Raw genomic sequence first — 19,302 nt, 5'->3', positions numbered from 1 at the left:
GTCCGGGCTTGGGGCATCACTGCCAACGGGCATATTCTGCGGCGTTCACGTGAGGGTTCACAAGGACGTCCATGATTCCCGTCGATATGCCTGTCATGTTGCTTGGCTACATGATTTACATTTTTTCCGAGGTTTTTCTCTGGCTTTTCATCGCCGGCCTGATAGGCTTGCTGGTTCCGCGAAGCCGACGAAATCATGGTGCGCTGAGGTTCAATGAGCTGAGGCGGGCCGCAGTGTCCGCAATGGGCAAACATTGAATCCGGCGGAGGCATGCGTTCGGCACGGCGACTCCTTGGCCGCTCCTGCGACCGGATTGCGCTTAAATCGGCAGGTTATGAAATGGATATTTCTTGTTAGGGAGAACGCTTATGCTTGCTGTCGGTATCGCGCTGCTTGTTGTCGGGTTGGCCACTTCGAACGCTGGTCTATGGGTACCAGGCGCCGCGCTCATGGCCGCCGGGATCATCAAGAGAGCGCGCAGCTAATCCCTTGGCCGCTATGTCGCTGCGCAGTAGTGGCACTTCATTCACGCTGACTGCTCAGCCCTCAGGCAGCGTGATGCCGCACACAAATTCTTTCGAGCCAAGACGGTGAGAGCCGTACTCCACGACGTAGCCATCGCCGCGGCGTTGCGCTTCCGCCTTGGCTGTTTTCTGGTCGGCATAGACGTCGACAAAATGCCATGGATATCTATCCCGAAGAACGCCCCACCCAAGCACCCAACCTTCCTTGTCAGGATCTGGAGGCAGGTTTTTCACCAAGCTGCGAATGGTCATAAAGCGCTTCCTGTTAGGCCCCACCTCGAGGCTACTACGGTACCACTCTGTTTGGTTACTGGCTTTGCGTACAGAGTGTCTGGTCAGCTGTTCAAGTCTTGAACATGGCTTAAGCAAAGCCGCGAGCGGGCATGAGTCTAGCCACGTTGTCGATTTTTCTGCGAGGTGACTGTTATATTTCGCTTCTCGCCGCGCCAAGGCTGGCAAATGAGTGAGTGCTCAATGACAAATAATAATTCTACAAGCCTGAGAACCTCCCACCCATCTGTAATGGACATCCTGAATGCCCCCGGGAGCTGGGTAGAGCCCCCCAATATCCGCAGGGGTGGGGAAAGTGGAGTTCTCCGGGTTGAGCTAGAGGGCCGGACCTTCTACAAAAAGCAGCAAGTCGGGCATGTCTATCGAAGCCTTTTACACCCGTTTGGGTATCCGACTGTTGCCCGCGAAGCGAAGGCTTTGCGTGCGGCAGCGTCATTAGGCGTGGCCACGCCATCGCTTCTCCACGCCGAAGTCCGTAAACGCGACGGAGATTGGCATGCAGTGATGGTGACGGCAGCTCTGGACGGCTATTTGTCGCTGGAAGACTATTACGCCCGCAGCCTCGACAAATCACTTGCATCCAGGCGCCACCACGAGATTTTAGAAGCGTATGGGCGAGAACTTGCCAGATTGAACCTTGGCCGCTGGCAGCACGGTTGCTTGTACCTGAAACATGTCTTTGTTGACTTCAGCGAAGCGTGCGTGAAAGTCGCACTGCTTGACCTGGAGAAAGCCAGGAAGCGCCTCACCGCGAAGCAGGCCGGCCGCCATGACTTGAGACAAGTCAAACGAAGGTCAGGATGGTCGGCTGAAGAGTGGGAAGCATTCTGCAGGGGCTACCGATACTCGTTCGGACAGACTGCAGAACTGCTGCTTTGAGGGGGGCGCATACCGCTATCACTTATGACTTTTCGGATTTCATGCTGTGGTGCAAGCCTAACGCACTACTGAGGAAGACTTGCATGAGCCGATCCTTCTCAATCTCTTCCAGTCGGGCGATAGTCCCTGCGCGCTCTCGAGCCCGCAGCGAATCAACTGTTCTCACCCAGTGTTCCATAGCCTCGGCAAAACTCAGCTTCTCATCGTCGGGCATCTGCGCATCCTTCATTTGAGTGACTGGAGATGGCAAGGATAGTCCAAGTGGGGGTAAGTATGGGGTGATTGTCGGCGGGGCAGAGGTCACCTTTTTACCGGCTGGCCAGCCCCGGCAGCCTGAAACACCCGCAGCCTTAAATGTGGCGTCAGTACTCGAGCCTACGAATAGCCACATTGCCTCGCTTGTACTGCTGGTAGCCGGTGTAGGGCAGGATGACCGTATCGGCAATGCCCGACGCTGCCATGTCCATCAGAATAGGGAACGGCGCCCAATGCGACCCGCTTCTTTGCGGACCGTTCAAGTTGCAAAACTGATAAGCGACGCCGCTATACGCTCGGCTAATCGTATGGCAGTTGGTCTGCCATTTCGCCAGGTCGTCCACGGCTTTCGACTCGTCGGACACTGTGCGCACGGTCCCGCACCCACCGAGGGCCATGGCGAGCGCCACTCCCATCCATAGCTTTTTCATCATGCTGCTCCATTGGTGATGGCCGAATAATAGCGCATCTGTTTCAGTGCCCGCATCGTGACCGCCAAGTTGCTCAAGCCCGGCCGCGCGAACTCACTCAGTAATTTCGTTCGTTCCACCAGCCAGTCCGCTGCTCGCGGGAGAAGCAGCCAGGCTGATTGGGTGGGTCGCCATCGCAAGGGATGCCCTGCGCCTGGGTGTCCCGACTACTTCCCGGCGACATGTTCGCGCAGCCTGTGAAGAGCACACATACCACTACCAGTATTGCCAATTCCTTTCGCATCACTCTAATCCATTCCGGTTCAGTCCCCATGGGACGCCTCAGGGCCGGAAAGGACACATCTCCCCCCTCGAGATGCAACTAGACTTTCAATAGTCGGGGGCAGTGAGGTGGGTTATGCGCTACTCGAAAATCAGACCGTTTCTATGGTGGGCAGGCGCCCTGCAGTTTTTCGCGATCGTCGCCGCCATCGAGCACAGGGCATGGGACGTTGTGTTCATCTGCCTGATGGTGATTGCGGTAGGAATATGGTTCGCCAGGGACGTTCAGCGATTGGAAGCTCACAAGCAGCCAAGCATGAGATAGGCCAGCCGCACGATGTGGAATGGGAATTGCTCTCTCCCTGAAAACCGGGGATTTTTTGGGGAGACGCTGTGATGACTCAGAACGACTACCGCTACATGATCTTCGTTGTGGCTGCTGTGGTGGGCCTGACTGCGGTGGCGTCCTGGGTGTTTCTCGAGGCCATCAGCTGAGCCCATTCCTGGGACCTGGCTCACCCTGAACCGGGCCGGGGCTCACCCCGAAGGGTGATGGTCTGTAACCAGGCCCCATGCAAGAATCCCTGCCACAACAACCCTGGCACGGGATCAAGACAATGAGCAAAGACCGGCTGAAATCGCCCGACTGGTACGCGCAGATGGCCCGTGTCGTCGATGCCCAGGGCTCGCCGGGCTTTGTCGAGGCGCTGTTTGCCGCGCTCAAGCTGATTGCTCCGTGCCAGGCCATCACCGTGTTCCTCTACCCGCGCAAGGGGTTGCCGTCGGCGCTGTTCGAAAAGGACGAGGAAGGCCCGTGGCTGCCGGAGGGCAACATCCAGAAGTACCTCGAAGGCTACTACCTGCTGTGCCCGTTCTACCGCGCCTGCATGGACGGCATCGCCCCGGGTTGCTATCGCCTCAGCGACGTCGCTCCCGATCACTTCAAGCGCAGCGAGTACTACCTGGCGTTCTATCAGCACGCCCACCTGGAAGACGAACTCAACTTCATCGTGCCGCTCGACGAGCACCTGACCATCGCCGTGGCCCTGGCCAGCACCCGCCGCCTGGACCGCCAGCAGGTCAATGACCTCAAGTGCGTGGCGCCGTGGGTGGTGGCCACGGTGCGGCGGCAATGGAGCCACCTGGATGTCGATGCCCTGGGTGGACGTTTCGAGAGTGCCCTGGGCCGGCAGATCAACGCCGCGCTGAACAACTTCGGCTCCTCCTTGCTCACCGAGCGCGAGTGCCGCATCGCCCAGTACCTGCTGCGCGGCCACTCGACCCGTTCCCTGGCCGAGCGCCTGGGCATCAGCGAGGACACGGTCAAGACCCATCGCAAGAACCTCTACACCAAGCTCGACATCGCCAAGCAGTCCGAGCTGTTTTCGCTGTTCATCGACTCGCTGGCCCAGGCCCAGGAGGGCCTGAGCAAGGACCCGCTGGAAAGCTACCTGCGAAGGCGCTGATCGCGCCGTTTCACCCCACCCGATTTCTACTGTCAGCGGTCTGGCAGGGCCAACTGCACGCCGCGTTTTACCCTGGAGAACAACAATGAACGCACCGTTCCAAGCCAAGCTGCAAGCCCAGCGCGACACCCGTGACTACCAGGCCGGCGATGCCGCCCACCACATCCACGCCTTCCTCGACCAGAAGGCGCTGAACGCCGAAGGCCCACGGGTGATGGTCGGTGGCGAGCGCCTGCACCTGTGGGACAGCGACGGCAAGCGCTACCTGGACGGCATGTCGGGCCTGTGGTGCACCCAGCTCGGCTACGGCCGCAAGGACCTGACTGCCGCCGCCGCCGCGCAGATGGACCAGCTGGCCTACTACAACATGTTCTTCCACACCACCCACCCGGCGGTGATCGAGCTGTCCGAGCTGCTGTTCAGCCTGCTGCCGTGCCACTACAGCCACGCCATCTACACCAACTCCGGATCCGAGGCCAACGAGGTGCTGATCCGCACTGTGCGCCGCTACTGGCAAGTGGTCGGCCAGCCGAACAAGAAGATCATGATCGGCCGCTGGAACGGATACCACGGCTCGACCCTGGCGGCCACCGCGCTGGGCGGCATGAAGTTCATGCACGAAATGGGCGGCATGATCCCGGACGTGGCGCACATCGACGAGCCGTACTGGTACGCCGCTGGTGGTGACCTGACGCCGGCCGAGTTCGGCCGCCGCTGCGCCCTGCAACTGGAAGAGAAGATTCTCGAACTGGGTGCCGAGAACGTCGCCGGCTTCGTCGCCGAGCCGTTCCAGGGTGCGGGCGGGATGATCTTCCCGCCGGAAAGCTACTGGCCGGAAATCCAGCGCATCTGCCGCCAGTACGACGTGCTGCTGTGCGCCGATGAAGTGATCGGTGGCTTTGGCCGCACCGGCGAGTGGTTCGCCCACGAATACTTCGGCTTCGAGCCGGACACGCTGTCGATTGCCAAGGGTCTGACCTCGGGTTACGTGCCGATGGGTGGCCTGGTGCTGAGCAAGCGCATTGCCGAGGCACTGGTCGAGCGGGGCGGGGTGTTTGCCCACGGCCTGACCTATTCCGGGCACCCGGTGGCGGCGGCAGTGGCCATTGCCAACCTCAAGGCGCTGCGCGATGAAGGCATTGTGCGCCAGGTGAAGGAAGACACTGGCCCGTACCTGCAGCGCATCCTGCGCGAGGTGTTTGCCAACCACCCGCTGATTGGCCAGGTGCAAGGCGCTGGCCTGGTGGCGGCGCTGCAGTTTGCCGAGGACAAGGGCAGCCGCAAGCGCTATGCCAATGAGAATGACCTGGCCTGGCAGTGCCGTACTTATGGCTTCGACGAAGGGGTGATCATTCGTTCGACCTTGGGGCGGATGATCATGGCGCCGGCTTTGGTGGCCAACCACAGCGAGCTGGATGAGTTGGTTGAGAAGACACGGATTGCGGTGGATCGCACTGCGCGTGGGTTGGGATTGTTGTAAGGGTTGAGATTGCTGGGGCCGCTTTGCGGCCCTTTCGCGACACAAGGCCGCTCCTACAAGAGAATGCAATCCCCTGTAGGAGCGGCCTTGTGTCGCGAAAGGGCTGCGCAGCAGCCCCGGACTTCACCAATATTCACAAAGTTTCAAATGAGACAAAATTTACTCATTAGTCCCTCGGAAATATCATTCGGGCCGTTTTTATCTATAGCTCGGGTGAATCATGAGCCACTTGCGTGCATTAGGAATGGCCAGCTGCCTGGCCGCTGCCGTCGCTTTAGCCGGCTGCGGCGAGCAGGACGCGCCACCGTCCGCCGCCAACACCACCGTTCCCGTCCAGACCGTCACGGTCGCCGCCGAACCCCTGGCTCTGGCCTCGACCCTGCCTGGCCGGGTCGAGCCCATGCGTGTGGCGGAAGTCCGCGCCCGGGTGGCCGGCATCGTCCTGCACAAACGCTTCGAAGAGGGCGCCGACGTCAATGCCGGTGACGTGCTGTTCCAGATTGATCCGGCGCCATTCAAGGCCGCGCTGTCGCGTGCCGAAGCTGAACTTGCGCGGGCCCAGTCGGTGATGCTCGAGGCCCAGGCCCGAGTGCGCCGCTACCAGCCGCTGGTGAAAATCGAAGCGGTCAGCCAGCAAGACTTCGACAGCGCCAGTGCCGACCTGCGCAGCGGCCAGGCGGCCGTGCGTTCGGCCCAGGCCGATGTCGAGACGGCACAGTTGAACCTCGGATACGCCACGGTCAAGGCACCTATCTCCGGCCGCATCGGCCGTGCGCTGATCACCGAAGGCGCTTTGGTCGGGCAGGGCGACGCCACGCTGATGGCGCGTATCCAGCAACTCGACCCGATCTACGTCGATTTCACCCAGTCCGCTGCCGATGCCCTGCGCCTGCGCCAGGCGATCAAGGACGGCGCGCTGGCGGCAGGTGAAAACCCGGCCCTGACCGCTCGCGTGGAAGGCACCGATTACCAACGCCAGGGTACGCTGATGTTCACCGACGTTGCGGTTGATCGCGGTACCGGCCAGGTGACCCTGCGCGGGCGCTTCGACAACGCTGACGGCATCCTGCTGCCGGGCATGTATGTGCGCGTGCTGACGCCCCAGGGCACCGACAACCAGGCGATCCTCGTTCCGCAACGCGCCATTCAGCGCGGCAGCGACGGCGAGGCACGGGTGATGCTGGTCGGCAAGAGCGGCATCGCCGAGGCCCGCAGCGTGCGTACCGGTGCCATGCAGGGCGCCCGCTGGCAGGTCACCGAAGGCCTGCACCCGGGTGACCAGGTGATCGTCGGCAGCCCGGCGGGCCTGGCTGCCGGCATGCCGGTGGCGCCGTCCCCGGCACAACAGGCCGCGGTGCGGTAAGGCGAGGGTAGCGAGATGTCCAAGTTCTTCATCAAGCGGCCGAACTTTGCCTGGGTCATGGCGCTGTTCATTTCCCTGGGCGGGTTATTGGTGATGCCGCTGTTGCCGGTCGCCCAGTACCCCAACGTGGCACCACCGCAGATCACCATCACCGCCACCTACCCGGGTGCTTCGGCCAAGGTGCTGGTGGAGTCGGTGACCAGCATCATCGAGGAGTCGCTCAACGGCGCCAAGAGCCTGCTGTATTTCGAGTCCACCAACAACTCCAACGGCATGGCCGAGGTGGTGGTCACCTTCGAGCCGGGCACCGACCCGGAACTGGCCCAGGTGGACGTGCAGAACCGCCTGAAAAAGGCCGAGGCACGCATGCCCCAGGCGGTGACCACCCAAGGCATCCAGGTCGAGCAGACCAGCGCGGGCTTCTTGCTGATCTACGCCCTGAACTACAAGGATGGCGCCGGCAAGGCGGATACTACGGCGCTGGGCGACTATGCCGCACGCAACATCAACAACGAGCTGCGCCGGGTGCCCGGTGTCGGCAAGTTGCAGTTCTTCTCTTCGGAAGCGGCCATGCGGGTGTGGGTCGACCCACAGAAGCTGGTCGGCTATGGCCTGTCGATCGATGACGTGAGCAACGCCATCCGCGGGCAGAACGTGCAGGTGCCGGCCGGCAGCTTTGGCAGTGCGCCGGGCAGCAGCGAGCAGGAACTGACCGCCACCTTGGCGGTGCAGGGCACCCTGGACGACCCAGAGGCCTTTGGCCACGTGGTGCTGCGCGCCAACCCGGATGGCTCGCTGGTGCGCCTGGCTGATGTTGCGCGCCTGGAAATTGGCCTGGAGAGCTACAACTTCTCCTCGCGCCTGGACGGCAAGCCGGCGGTGGCCGGCGCGGTGCAGTTGGCGCCCGGTGCCAACGCGCTGAAAACCGCCGAGCTGGTCAAGGAACGGCTGGCCGAGCTGAGCGAATTCTTCCCAGAGGGGGTCGAATATTCGGTGCCTTACGACACGTCGCGCTTTGTCGACGTGGCTATCGAAAAGGTCATCCATACCTTGATCGAAGCCATGGTCCTGGTGTTCCTGGTGATGTTCCTGTTCCTGCAGAACATCCGCTACACCCTGATCCCGTCGATCGTGGTGCCGGTGTGCTTGCTTGGCACGCTGATGGTGATGAAGTTTCTCGGCTTCTCGGTGAACATGATGACCATGTTCGGGATGGTGCTGGCCATCGGCATCCTGGTCGATGACGCCATCGTGGTGGTGGAGAACGTCGAGCGGATCATGGCCGAGGAGGGGCTGTCGCCGGGTCAGGCGACGATCAAGGCCATGGGCCAGGTGTCGGGGGCGATCATCGGCATTACCCTGGTGCTCTCGGCGGTGTTCCTGCCGCTGGCGTTCATGGCAGGCTCGGTGGGGGTGATCTACCAGCAGTTCTCGCTGTCGCTGGCCGTGTCGATCCTGTTCTCCGGCTTCCTGGCGCTGACCTTCACCCCGGCCCTGTGCGCTACGCTGCTCAAGCCGGTGGCCCCTGGGCACCACGAGAAACGCGGCTTCTTCGGCGCCTTCAACCGCGGCTTCGCCCGCCTGACCGAGCGCTACTCGGGCATGAACAGCGCCCTGGTAAAGCGCGCCGGGCGTTACATGCTGGTGTACGCCGGCATCCTGGCGATGCTCGGCTACTTCTACCTGCGCCTGCCGGAATCGTTCGTACCGGTGGAAGACCAGGGCTATGCCATCGTCGATGTGCAGTTGCCACCCGGTGCCAGCCGCGTGCGCACGGATGCCACCGCCCAGGCGCTGGAGCAGTTCCTGATGTCGCGTGAGGCGCTGGCCTCGGCGTTCATGGTCAGCGGCTTCAGCTTCTCGGGCATGGGTGAGAACGCCGCACTGGCGTTCCCCACCTACAAGGACTGGTCGGTGCGCAGCAAGGAGCAGTCAGTGGACGCCGAAACCGTCGCCATCAACGCCCAGTTCGCGGGCTATGGCGATGGCGCGATCATGGCGGTCAACCCGCCGCCCATCGATGGCCTGGGCAACTCCGGCGGCTTTGCCTTGCGCCTGCTCGACCGTGGCGGCCTGGGCCGCGAAGCGCTGCTGGCGGCGCGCGACCAGTTGCTGGGCCAGGCCAACGGCAACCCGGTGATCCTCTACGCGATGATGGAAGGCCTGGCCGAGGCGCCGCAACTGCGGGTCGCCATCGATCGCGAGAAGGCCCGCGCCCTGGGTGTGAGCTTCGAGACCATCAACAACACCCTGGCCACCGCCTTCGGTTCGGCGGTGATCAACGACTTCACCAACGCCGGCCGCCAGCAGCGCGTGGTGGTGCAGGCCGATCAGGGCGAGCGGATGACCTCGGAAAGCGTGCTGCGCTTGTACGCACCGAACGCCGAGGGCCAGCAGGTACCGTTCAGCAGTTTCGTCACCACCCGCTGGGAAGAAGGGCCGGTGCAGATCGTGCGCTACAACGGCTACCCGTCGATCCGCATCGCCGGCGACGCCGCGCCGGGCCATAGCACCGGCCAGGCCATGGCCGAGATGGAGCGCCTGGTCAGCGAGCTGCCACCGGGTATCGGCTATGCCTGGACCGGCCTGTCGTACCAGGAAAAGGTCTCCAGCGGCCAGGCCACCAGCCTGTTCGCCCTGGCCATCCTGGTGGTGTTCCTGCTGCTGGTGGCGCTGTACGAAAGCTGGGCGATCCCGCTGACGGTGATGCTGATCGTACCCATTGGTGCCTTGGGCGCGGTGCTGGCGGTGATGGTCACCGGCCTGCCCAACGATGTGTACTTCAAGGTCGGCCTGATCACCATCATTGGCCTGGCAGCGAAGAATGCGATCCTCATCGTCGAGTTCGCCAAGGAACTCTGGGAGAAGGGCTATAGCCTGCGCGACGCCGCCATCGAGGCTGCGCGCCTGCGCTTCCGGCCGATCGTGATGACGTCCATGGCGTTCATCCTCGGCGTGGTGCCCCTGGCCATTGCCAGTGGCGCCGGCGCCGCCAGCCAGCGGGCCATCGGCACCGGGGTGATCGGCGGCATGCTCAGCGCCACTTTGCTGGGGGTGGTGTTCGTGCCGATCTGTTTTGTCTGGGTGCTGTCGCTGCTCAAGCGCAAGCCGGCGCCGCACGCTCAAGCTGCCGAGGTGACTGATGGTCATGCGTAATCTCGTGGTGCCGTTTGCCCTGGCCGTGCTGGCCAGCGGCTGCTCCCTGGCACCGACCTATGAGCGCCCCGAGGCGCCAGTGGCCAAGCAGTGGCAAGACGGGGCAGGGCACGCGGGCCAGCAGGTGGACCAGCTGGACTGGCAGGCGTTCATCGTCGACCCGGCGTTGCGCCAGCTGGTGGGCACAGCGCTGGACAACAACCGCTCATTGCGCCAGACCTTGCTCGATATCGAGCAGGCCCGGGCGCAATACCGGATCCAGCGGGCCGATCGCGTGCCAGGCCTGAATGCCAGCGCGTCGGGCAATCGGCAGCATGTGCCGGGCAGCCTGTCCACTGATGGGCAGGAGGGCGTGACAAGCACGTATCAAGTGGGCGTGTCGCTGCCGGAATACGAAGTCGATCTGTTCGGCCGGGTGAAGAGCCTCAGCGATGCCGCGCTGGAGCAATACTTGGCCACCGAGGCGGCTGGTCGCGCTGCACGTATCGCCCTGATCGCCGAGGTCAGTCAGGCTTACCTGAGCCTGGACGGTGCCGAGCGGCGTCTGGCGCTGACCCGTCAGACCTTGGCCAGCCGCGAAGACTCGCTGGCGTTGATCGGCCAGCGCCGAGCGGCAGGCGCCGCCACCGCGCTAGACCACCAGGAAGCGCTGGGCCTGGTCGAGCAGGCCCGCGCCGAACTGGAAAGCAACCTGAGGCAGCAACGCCAGGCATACAACGCCCTGGTGTTGCTGGTCGGCAGCGCGGATGCGGGCAAGGCCATCCCGGTCGAACGCCAGGCTGCGCCGAGCGTGCTGCAGGACATCTCGCCCGGCGCGCCGTCGGCGCTCCTGGAGCGACGTCCGGATATCCTCGCCGCCGAGCATCAGCTACGGGCGCGCAATGCCGACATCGGTGCAGCACGGGCCGCGTTCTTCCCGCGCATCAGCCTGACCGGCAGTTTTGGCACATCGAGCGCGCAGATGTCCGGCCTGTTCGATGGCGGTTCGCGCAGCTGGAGCTTCATGCCGCAGCTGTCGTTGCCGCTGTTCGATGCCGGGCGCAACCAGGCCGGGCTGAGCCTGGCCGAGGCGCGCAAGGATTCGGCGGTGGCGGCGTATGAGGGCGCGATCCAGTCGGCGTTCCGCGAGGTTGCCGATGCCTTGGCGGCAACCGATACGTTGCGGCGTGAGGAAGTAGCGCGGCGGGCGCTGGCCGATACCAGCCGGGCGACCTTGGCCTTGGCCAAGGCACGCTATGAAGGCGGGATCGACAGCCACCTGCGCTACCTGGATGCGCAGCGCAGCGATTTTGTGAATGAGGCGGCTTACATCGAGGCAAGTACCCAGCGCCAGCTGGCGTTGGTCGACCTGTTCCGCGCCCTGGGCGGCGGCTGGCCGGCACGCGGCTGAGCACAGGCTCCTTTGGTTGGAGGATCCAACCGCTCCGGCCCTTGAGACTCGTGCCCAGGGGCCTTTTTTGTGTCAGGGCTGCTTGCCCTTTCGCGGGGCAAGCACCGGTTTCAAGTCGGGGCTAGGGCACCATGCAGGAACAACTGCTCCAGCGCCACCGCCGAATTGGCACTGGCCGCTCGCCCACGCCGTTCGGCATCGACCATGCCGTAGATCTGGGTGATGAACATCTCGGTAAACACCGCCGCACTGATGTCGATACGCAGCACGCCCAGCTGCTGTGCCCGCAGGAAGAAACCATCCATTGCCTGGGTATAGGCCAGCCAACGGCGGTCTTCACTGTCACCCAGCAAAGTATCGGGCCGATACTGGAACATCAGAAACACCAGCATTTCACGGTGTTTGAGGTGCTCGGCGATCAGGTGACGCACGGCGTCCAGCGGCTCGGCGGTGGTCAGTGCGGCATTGCTGATGACCTGGTTGAGCACCTGTTCGCCGTGGTTCTCGAGCATGGCCACCAGGTTGTCGCGGGTGCCGCAGAAACGGTGCAGGGTGGCCTTGCTGACGCCAGCGGTCTCGGCCAGTTCCTTGAGGGTTGCGCGGGGGTGGACCACGATGGCGTGGGCCAGGGCCTTGAGCAGGCGTTCGTCGTGGGGCGTGGGTTGCATCGAAGGGCCTCGCATGGGTGGCATGCTTGGCATTGTGCAGGAAACAGGAGGGGGATCAAGCCTTGGTGTCTCATCTGAGACATTTTTGTGTCTTTGTCGTCCCTTTCGCGGCTAAAGCCGCTCCTACATGGACCGCGCCGTATCTGAAACTGGCGCAATCACTGTGGGAGTGGCTTTAGCCGCGAAGAGGCCCTTACAGGCTACAACTCAGTGCGGCCCGCGCGGAATGGTCTTGAGCAGGTCTTCCGGGCTGATGTGCCCCACCACCTGAGCCACCGCGCTACCCGGTGTCGGCAGGTCGATGATGTGGTTCTTCATCTTGCCGATCACATGCATTTCGCACGGCTTGCAGTCGAACTTCAGGGTCAGCACTTCATCGCCCTGGATCAGCTGCATCGGTGCCACCTTGGTGCGCACGCCGGTCACGCCCTTGGCCTGCTTGGGGCACAGGTTGAACGAGAAACGCAGGCAGTGCTTGGTGATCATCACCGGCACCTCGCCGTGTTCCTCATGGGCTTCGTACGCCGCGTCGATCAGCTGCACGCCATGGCGGTGGTAGAAGTCGCGGGCCTTCTGGTTGTACACGTTGGCCAGGAACGACAGGTGCGACTCCGGGTACACCGGTGGCGGCGTGGTCTCGGCCTTGCGCCCGCCACGTGGGTGCGCCTTCACGCGTGCCTCGGTCAGCGCCTCGATGGCTTCACGGCGCAGCGCCTTGAGCTGCGAGTTGGGGATGAAGAACGCCTGTGGCGCATCCAGTTCGATGCGGTTGGCGTGGTACATCGTGGTGCCCAGCTGGCCGAGCAGGTCGTGCAACTGGTCCAGTGCCTGCTGCGGCTTGTTGGCAGCGCCAAACGGGCCATCCAGGGCCACCTGCACGCTGACGCCTTCCTCACTGCTGAGGGTCAGCATCAGGCGCTGCTCGCGCAACACTGCGTGCCATTCCACGCCCACGCGGCGCTCCGACGAAGTGCGCTGCAGGGCCTGCTGCCAGTTGTGGTCGAGGTTGCGCGACAGCGGGTGGTTCGGCCGCAGCTTGTGCAGGCCTTCCGGCATTTCGTTGGGCTCGACGCGGTAGCGGTAGCGCTTCTGGCCGTCTTCCTCGAACTCGCCACGTGGCTCGGCGATGTTGGCGCGGAAGCCCACAACCTCACGCTTGACCAGCACGTTGAGGCCGTCGCCGTTGGTCAGCGGCACCTCGGTGACGACCTGCATGTCGCGCTTGCCGACCTTTTCCACCACACCCACGGCCAGGCCGGTGAAGGTTGGCGAGTCGAAGGCACCGATGTCGACCTTGCGGTCGGTGACGAAGTAGTCGGTGCTGCCGCGGTGGAAGGTCTTGTCAGGGTCGGGCAGGAAGAAGTGCTCGGTACGGCCGCTGGAGGCACGGGCCAGTTCCGGGCGGCCTTCGAGGATGGCGTCGAGTTCCTTGCGGTAGTGGGCGGTGATGTTCTTCACATAACCCATGTCCTTGTAGCGGCCCTCGATCTTGAACGAGCGCACGCCGGCATCGACCAGGTCGGCCAGGTTGGCGGTCTGGTTGTTGTCCTTCATCGACAGCAGGTGCTTCTCGAACGCCACCACGCGGCCCTGATCGTCCTTCAGGGTGTACGGCAGGCGGCAGGCCTGGGAGCAGTCGCCGCGGTTGGCGCTGCGCCCGGTCTGGGCGTGGGAGATGTTGCACTGGCCGGAGAAGGCCACGCACAGCGCCCCGTGGATGAAGAACTCGATGGCCGCGTCGGTTTCACTGGCGATGGCGCGGATCTGCTGCAGGTTCAGCTCGCGGGCCAGTACCAGCTGGGAGAAACCGGCCTGGTCGAGGAACTTGGCCCGCTCCAGGGTGCGGATGTCGGTCTGGGTGCTGGCATGCAGCTCGATGGGCGGGATATCCAGCTCCATCACCCCCAGGTCCTGCACGATCAGCGCGTCGACGCCGGCGTCGTAGAGCTGGTGAATCAGCTTGCGCGCCGGTTCCAGCTCGTTGTCGTGGAGGATGGTGTTGATGGTGGTGAACACGCGTGCATGGTAGCGATGGGCGAACTCGACCAGTTCGGCGATATCGCTGACTTCGTTGCAGGCGTTGTGGCGCGCGCCGAAGCTCGGGCCGCCGATGTAGATGGCATCAGCGCCGTGCAGGATCGCCTCGCGGGCGATGGCCACGTCACGGGCAGGGCTGAGCAGTTCCAGGTGGTTCTTCGGAAGGGACATGTCGTTATAGGTTCGGGCTGTCACGGTTTAGGGCGGCATTGTAGCGGGGAATGGGGCGGGTGGCATCTTTGAGTGCCCAGAGGTGTGCAGCCAGGCCCGGCCCTTTCGCGGGTTAACCCGCTCCCACAGGATTTCCACAAGCTCTGAACCTGTGCAGTACCTGTAGGAGCGGGCAAGCCCGCGAAGGGCTGCAAAGCAGCCCCAAAGGCTCAGAACTGGTATTCCAGCCCAGCCCCGGCATACCAGGACCTGCCCGGCGCCGCCTCGTAGTACCGGCCATTGCCATCGCCGACAATCACCGACCCCACATACTGGCGGTCCAGCAAGTTGTCCAGGCGCACCAGCTGGTGGAACGTCCACGGCCCGACCTGCTGCTGGAACTGCGTACGCCAGTTGAACACCGCATAACCCGGCGCCGCATGCTGGTCATTGGTGTCCTCGACATACACCTTGCTCCGGTACTGCCCTTCAAGCCCCATGCTGATGCCATCACGCGGCTTCCACACCAGCTCGCCGAACAGGCTGTTACGCGGCACGCCAGGCAGCTGGTTGCCCTTGTCGATGGTCGTGGTGCCCTGGGTGAAGGCCTCGTCATAGGTGGCGTCGAGCAGGGTATAGGCCAGGTTGGCCTGCCACTGCGGGCTCAGTTCACGCTGCACGCTCAGCTCGAAGCCACGGCGCAGGGTCTTGCCGGCGTTGCGGTAGCTGGTGCGGCCATCGGTGGAGGCCGCGACTACGATCTCGTCCTTGGTGCGGATCTCGAAGATCGCCGCATTGATCCGCGTGCGCTCATCCGGGCGCATCTTCAGACCCAGTTCGTACTGGGTACTGGTGGCCGGTTCCAGGCCGAAGTTGAAGCCTTCCAGGGCACCGGGAGCATAGGCCATCTCGGCCTGGGTCGGGGTTTCGAAGGCCTGGCCGGCGCTGATGTAGCCATGCAGGGCGGGGGTGAAGGCATACATCACCGACAGGGTCGGCGTGGTGCGCTGGTACTTCTTCGAACCACTGGCATCGCCGTTGGCCAGGAAGTGGTCGTCCACCTCCATCTCCATGCTGCTGTGGCGCAGGCCGGCATCCACGGTCCAGCGGTCCAGTTCCCAGTGGGCCTGCACATACGGATCAAGGCTGGTGGCGGTGTCCTTTTCATCCCGGCGCAGGGCGCCTTTCACGCCCAGGGTGTCACCGCTGAAATTCTGGAAGCCACGGCGGTCGTCGCGGCTGCGGTCGTAGTCGGCACCGAAGGTCAGGGTCAGGTTGCCGGGGGCGGCGCTGACCGGCTGGATCCAGCGCAGAGTGCCACCGTGGAATTCGCGGTCGAAGTCGACCACGCCGCCTCCGCGGTTGTTCGCCGGGGTGCCCTTGGGGATCGACAGGTACTGGATGACGCTGCGCTTGCCCGCATACAGGTTGAACTGCAGGGTCGCCTCGCCGAAGTAACGCTCGTAGTTCATGCCCACCTGCTGGTGGTGGATGCTCTTGCGCGTGTCGTACTCCTCGGCGCGCGCTGCTACCGAGCGCGGGTCGTGCTTGTAGGCGTCCCAGGTCTGGCCTAGCGGGTCTTCGGTGCCGTTCTGTTCCAGGGTGCTGAAGATCAGCGCCAGGCGGCTGTCTTCGTCCGGCTTGACGTGCACCTTGGCGAAGGTCTGGTCGCGGCGGGCGGCGCTGTGGTCGCGGTAGCCGTCGGTGTCCATGCGCGAGGCATCGACCAGGAAGCCGGCCTGCTCGCTGCCGCCTTCGCTGTAGACGTGGTTCTTGTTGAAGCCATCGCTGCCGAAGGTGGTTTCGGCGCCCACCTTGGGCGGCCCCGAACCGTCGCGGGAGAACATCTGGATCACGCCACCGGCATTGCTGCCGTAGAGGGCGGAGGCCGGGCCGCGCAGCACTTCGATGCGGTCCGCCACGTCCAGGTTCAACGAGGCCGCCTGGCCCTGGCCATCCGGGGTACTGGCCGGGATGCCGTCGCTGAGCAGCTTGATGCCACGGATGCCGAAGGCCGAGCGGGCGCCATAGCCACGCGAGGAAATCTGCAGGTCCTGGGCGTAGTTCTGGCGGTTCTGCACCACCAGGCCAGGTACGCGGTTGAGCGCTTCCGACAGGTTCACGCCCAGCTGGCCATCGGCGATCTGCTGGCGATCGACGGTGTCGATGGAGTAGGGCAGGTCGAAGCTCGGGTTGGGGGCGTAGGTGCCGGTGACCACCACCGGTTCGAGCAGGTTGAAGGGGGTGGCGGGTTCGGCCTGGGCCAATGGGCACAGACCGGGAAGCAAGGCGATCAGGGCCTTGCGGCGAAACGGGGGGAATTGCATGCAGCGTCCTGCTTTCGAAAAGAAAGCTCCGCCCGCAGGCGGAGCCGGTAAAACGGTAATCAGCGTTTGGCGGCCATGGCGGTCACTTCGACGCGCATTTCCGGGTAGGCAAGTGCGGCCACGCCAACGGCGGCACGCACCGGCCACGGCTTGCTGAAGAAGCGCTGGTAGACCTCGTTGAAGGCAGCACGGTCGGCCATGTCGGTCAGGTAGATGGTCAGGTGCATGACCCGGTCCATGCCGCTGCCGGCCTTTTCCAGGGCGTCCTTCAGGGCCTGCAGGGAGCTCTCGCTCTGCTGGGTGATGTCGGCATCGAGATCGGCCGGAATCTGCGTGGTCACTAGAATACCGTTGTACTCAGCGACGTCGGAGGAAATGGACTCGGCGTCGGAATCCGGTGTGTAGATAAGATCTGCCATGGTATTCGCCTTGCAACGGAAGGAAAGCGGCAAGCCTACGCGAGCCGGTCGCAAGGGTCGAGCCGGTGGGCGCATATGCATTGAAATGCTACGCCCTGGCGGTCAGAATCGCCGCCGATTGTTGAGCAAGGTGCTGAAGTTGAACGAACAGACATTATCGATGCGCCTGGAGCGTGTGGCGGCGCATGTGCCGCAGGGCGCACGCCTGGCCGATATCGGCTCGGACCACGGCTACCTGCCGGTGGCACTGGCGCTGCGCGGTGTGATCGAAGCCGGGGTGGCCGGCGAGGTGGCGCAGACGCCCTATGCCTCGGCCCAGCGCAACGTGCGCCGCAATGGCCTGACGCAAACCCTCACCGTACGCCTGGCCGATGGCCTGGAAGCCATCGAGCCCGACGACCGCATCACCGCCATCAGCCTGTGCGGCATGGGTGGCAAGACCATGTGCGAGATTCTCGAGCGTGGCAAGGCGCGCCTGAACGGCAGCGAGCGCCTGATCCTGCAGCCCAATGGCGATGAGCGCGAATTGCGCGGCTGGCTGATGGACAACGGCTACCGGATCGTCAGTGAAGAATTGCTGCGGGAAAACCGTTTCGACTACGAGATCATCGTCGCCGAACCTTGCGAGGTGGTGGCCTACTCTGCCGAAGAGCTGTATTTCGGCCCTGTGCTGATGCGCGAGAAAAGCCCGGCATTCGTGACCAAGTGGCAGCGCATGCTGCGCCAGAAGCAGCAGAGCCTGGCCAACTTCGAGCGTGCCCGCGATGCCATCCCGCAAGAAAAGCTGCGTGACTTCGCCCGGCAGATTGGCTGGATCAACGCGGTACTGGCCTGACTCACTGCTGCGAGCAGTTACCCATTTCGCGGTAGTCGACTTCGCGTTTCTGGCCCTGGTGGTCGACATACACCATGTGCGCGGTACCGACCTGGCAGTCGGCGGCGTTGCTGGCTGGGGTGATCGAGATGACCTTGGCCACATCCAGCGGCATGCCGTACTCATAGTTGCTGGTGGCCGGCTGGCTGGCCGGCGCATCGGCGAAGGCGCCGAACGAGGCAAGGGCGGCAGACAGGGCTACAAAAGCTATCGAAAGTTTCATGACAGGCTCCTTCTTCAATGTTTTACCAATGATGTATTCATTGGTGATCCTCAATAAATGGGCTAATTCGTGATAGATTCCTGCCTGGAACGTACGAATAAGATCGATCAAGGAGCCTAGCCCCATGGACATGCTGCACGCCATGCGTACCTTTGCCCGGGTGGTGGAGTGCGGCAGTTTCGCCGCTGCCGCCAATGCCCTCGACATTTCCGCAGCGCAGGTGTCGCGAATCGTCGCCGAGCTGGAGAACCAGCTGCAGACCCGCCTGCTGCACCGCACCACCCGTCGTTTGCGCATGAGCGAGGCGGGCGAGCGTTTTCTGGAACGGGCGCGGCAGATCATGGCGCTGACCGATGAGGCCATGGACGAAGCCCGCGGCGCGCACCTCACCCCGCGTGGTCGCCTGCGCCTGCATTGCCCGCATGGCCTGGGCATGCTGCTGATGCCGCTGGTGGCCGGCTACAACGCAATCTGCCCGGAAGTGGTGATCGAGCTGATCCTGTCCCAGCGCAACCCCGATCCGCTGGCCGAGGGGCACGACGTGGTGATCACCGTGGATGAGGCATTGCCCGATTCGCAACTGATCGCCGTGCCGCTGGGCAATATCTTCAGCATCCCCTGCGCGGCGCCCAGCTACCTGGAGCTGAACGGCATCCCCGAGCGGCCGGAAGACCTGCACGAGCACCGCTGCCTGCGCATGGCCTACCCGATGTACGAAGGTGACTGGGTATTCCCCCAGGGCCTCGATCACTGCGTGATCGCCCCGCGGGACAGCTTCATGACCAATGTCGCCGACGCGATGCTGGTGGCCAGCGAACTGGGCATGGGGATTGGCCTGTTGCCGTTCTACACCGCCAGCCAGGCCATGGAGCAGGGGCGCCTGCGGCGGCTGTTGGCACCTTATCGGCTACGGGAGAATGCGTTGTATGCGATCTACCCGTCGCGGCACTACCTGGATGCCAAGGTGCGGACCTGGATCGATTACCTCAAGGAGCAGCTACCGGCATTGTTCGAAGGGCATGCCAAAATCGTCGACGACGCACGTTACTGGCGCTGAGGCCCGCTTACTGGCTGACACGGTCATTGTAGGAGCGGCCTTGTGTCGCGA

17 protein-coding genes are annotated in these 19,302 nt (G+C 63.5%); 9 read left to right on the top strand and 8 right to left on the bottom strand.

Annotated features, from left to right (window positions below; genetic code table 11):
• The first annotated feature begins 71 nt into the window (after window positions 1-71).
• Window positions 72-257, top strand: a complete 186-nt coding sequence (locus ACLEJU_RS19790; protein WP_435423672.1) for a hypothetical protein — start codon at window positions 72-74, stop codon at window positions 255-257.
• A 282-nt stretch (window positions 258-539) separates the two neighbouring features.
• Here ACLEJU_RS19790 and ACLEJU_RS19785 read toward each other — a convergent pair whose 3' ends face one another.
• Complete coding sequence (locus ACLEJU_RS19785) at window positions 540-776, bottom strand: hypothetical protein (RefSeq protein WP_435423671.1); 237 nt, start codon at window positions 774-776, stop codon at window positions 540-542.
• 270 nt (window positions 777-1,046) lie between these two features.
• Here ACLEJU_RS19785 and ACLEJU_RS19780 point away from each other — a divergent pair, with 270 nt between their 5' ends.
• Complete coding sequence (locus ACLEJU_RS19780) at window positions 1,047-1,694, top strand: lipopolysaccharide kinase InaA family protein (protein ID WP_435423670.1); 648 nt, start codon at window positions 1,047-1,049, stop codon at window positions 1,692-1,694.
• Between the two features lie 22 nt (window positions 1,695-1,716).
• On the opposite strand, the gene ACLEJU_RS19775 is transcribed toward ACLEJU_RS19780, so the two are convergent.
• Complete coding sequence (locus ACLEJU_RS19775; protein ID WP_435423669.1) at window positions 1,717-1,908, bottom strand: hypothetical protein; 192 nt, start codon at window positions 1,906-1,908, stop codon at window positions 1,717-1,719.
• A gap of 148 nt (window positions 1,909-2,056) precedes the next feature.
• On the bottom strand, window positions 2,057-2,383 hold the full coding sequence (locus ACLEJU_RS19770; RefSeq protein WP_435423668.1) for a YceK/YidQ family lipoprotein: 327 nt from the start codon (window positions 2,381-2,383) through the stop codon (window positions 2,057-2,059).
• A gap of 875 nt (window positions 2,384-3,258) precedes the next feature.
• Between ACLEJU_RS19770 and ACLEJU_RS19765 the strand changes: the two genes are divergently transcribed.
• The 5 genes from ACLEJU_RS19765 to ACLEJU_RS19745 all read left to right on the top strand — a co-directional run bounded on the left by ACLEJU_RS19765 (window position 3,259) and on the right by ACLEJU_RS19745 (window position 11,496).
• On the top strand, window positions 3,259-4,107 hold the full coding sequence (locus ACLEJU_RS19765) for a helix-turn-helix transcriptional regulator (RefSeq protein ID WP_085678937.1): 849 nt from the start codon (window positions 3,259-3,261) through the stop codon (window positions 4,105-4,107).
• Window positions 4,108-4,192: 85 nt separating this feature from the next.
• Entirely contained in the window at window positions 4,193-5,587 is a 1,395-nt protein-coding gene (locus ACLEJU_RS19760; protein ID WP_435423667.1) for an aspartate aminotransferase family protein, read from the top strand.
• Between the two features lie 220 nt (window positions 5,588-5,807).
• The gene (locus ACLEJU_RS19755) at window positions 5,808-6,950 is read left to right on the top strand and encodes a MexC family multidrug efflux RND transporter periplasmic adaptor subunit (RefSeq protein WP_435425400.1); all 1,143 of its coding nucleotides are present in this window, start codon (window positions 5,808-5,810) and stop codon (window positions 6,948-6,950) included.
• A gap of 15 nt (window positions 6,951-6,965) precedes the next feature.
• Window positions 6,966-10,106 (top strand): multidrug efflux RND transporter permease subunit, encoded by a 3,141-nt coding sequence (locus ACLEJU_RS19750; RefSeq protein ID WP_435425399.1) that lies wholly within the window; start codon window positions 6,966-6,968, stop codon window positions 10,104-10,106.
• On the top strand, window positions 10,093-11,496 hold the full coding sequence (locus ACLEJU_RS19745; RefSeq protein WP_435425398.1) for an efflux transporter outer membrane subunit: 1,404 nt from the start codon (window positions 10,093-10,095) through the stop codon (window positions 11,494-11,496). Before ACLEJU_RS19750 ends, ACLEJU_RS19745 begins: the two co-directional genes overlap by 14 nt.
• 110 nt (window positions 11,497-11,606) lie before the next feature.
• On the opposite strand, the gene ACLEJU_RS19740 is transcribed toward ACLEJU_RS19745, so the two are convergent.
• From ACLEJU_RS19740 to ACLEJU_RS19725, 4 genes are all read right to left on the bottom strand, one after another.
• Window positions 11,607-12,164 carry a TetR/AcrR family transcriptional regulator gene (locus ACLEJU_RS19740; protein ID WP_435425401.1) on the bottom strand — a complete coding sequence of 186 codons (558 nt, stop codon included), beginning with the start codon at window positions 12,162-12,164 and terminating at the stop codon, window positions 11,607-11,609.
• A gap of 207 nt (window positions 12,165-12,371) precedes the next feature.
• Window positions 12,372-14,372, bottom strand: a complete 2,001-nt coding sequence (locus ACLEJU_RS19735; protein ID WP_103447254.1) for a peptidase U32 family protein — start codon at window positions 14,370-14,372, stop codon at window positions 12,372-12,374.
• A 209-nt stretch (window positions 14,373-14,581) separates the two neighbouring features.
• On the bottom strand, window positions 14,582-16,678 hold the full coding sequence (locus tag ACLEJU_RS19730) for a TonB-dependent receptor family protein (RefSeq protein WP_435425397.1): 2,097 nt from the start codon (window positions 16,676-16,678) through the stop codon (window positions 14,582-14,584).
• A 59-nt stretch (window positions 16,679-16,737) separates the two neighbouring features.
• The gene (locus ACLEJU_RS19725) at window positions 16,738-17,097 is read right to left on the bottom strand and encodes a RidA family protein (protein WP_435425396.1); all 360 of its coding nucleotides are present in this window, start codon (window positions 17,095-17,097) and stop codon (window positions 16,738-16,740) included.
• Window positions 17,098-17,236: 139 nt separating this feature from the next.
• Here ACLEJU_RS19725 and ACLEJU_RS19720 point away from each other — a divergent pair, with 139 nt between their 5' ends.
• On the top strand, window positions 17,237-17,932 hold the full coding sequence (locus ACLEJU_RS19720) for a tRNA (adenine(22)-N(1))-methyltransferase (protein WP_435425395.1): 696 nt from the start codon (window positions 17,237-17,239) through the stop codon (window positions 17,930-17,932).
• A 1-nt stretch (window position 17,933) separates the two neighbouring features.
• Here ACLEJU_RS19720 and ACLEJU_RS19715 read toward each other — a convergent pair whose 3' ends face one another.
• A complete protein-coding gene (locus ACLEJU_RS19715; RefSeq protein WP_435425394.1) occupies window positions 17,934-18,194 on the bottom strand; it encodes a DUF2790 domain-containing protein in 261 nt (86 codons plus the stop codon).
• A gap of 124 nt (window positions 18,195-18,318) precedes the next feature.
• Here ACLEJU_RS19715 and ACLEJU_RS19710 point away from each other — a divergent pair, with 124 nt between their 5' ends.
• Window positions 18,319-19,251: a LysR family transcriptional regulator gene (locus ACLEJU_RS19710; protein WP_435425393.1), complete on the top strand. Its 933-nt coding sequence runs from the start codon at window positions 18,319-18,321 to the stop codon at window positions 19,249-19,251.
• Window positions 19,252-19,302 lie beyond the last annotated feature (51 nt).

The organism is Pseudomonas sp. SMN11 (genome assembly GCF_052041945.1).
Lineage (GTDB): Bacteria > Pseudomonadota > Gammaproteobacteria > Pseudomonadales > Pseudomonadaceae > Aquipseudomonas.
Note: the sequence above shows the minus strand (reverse complement) of the source record. Positions and strands in the feature narration are given on the sequence as shown.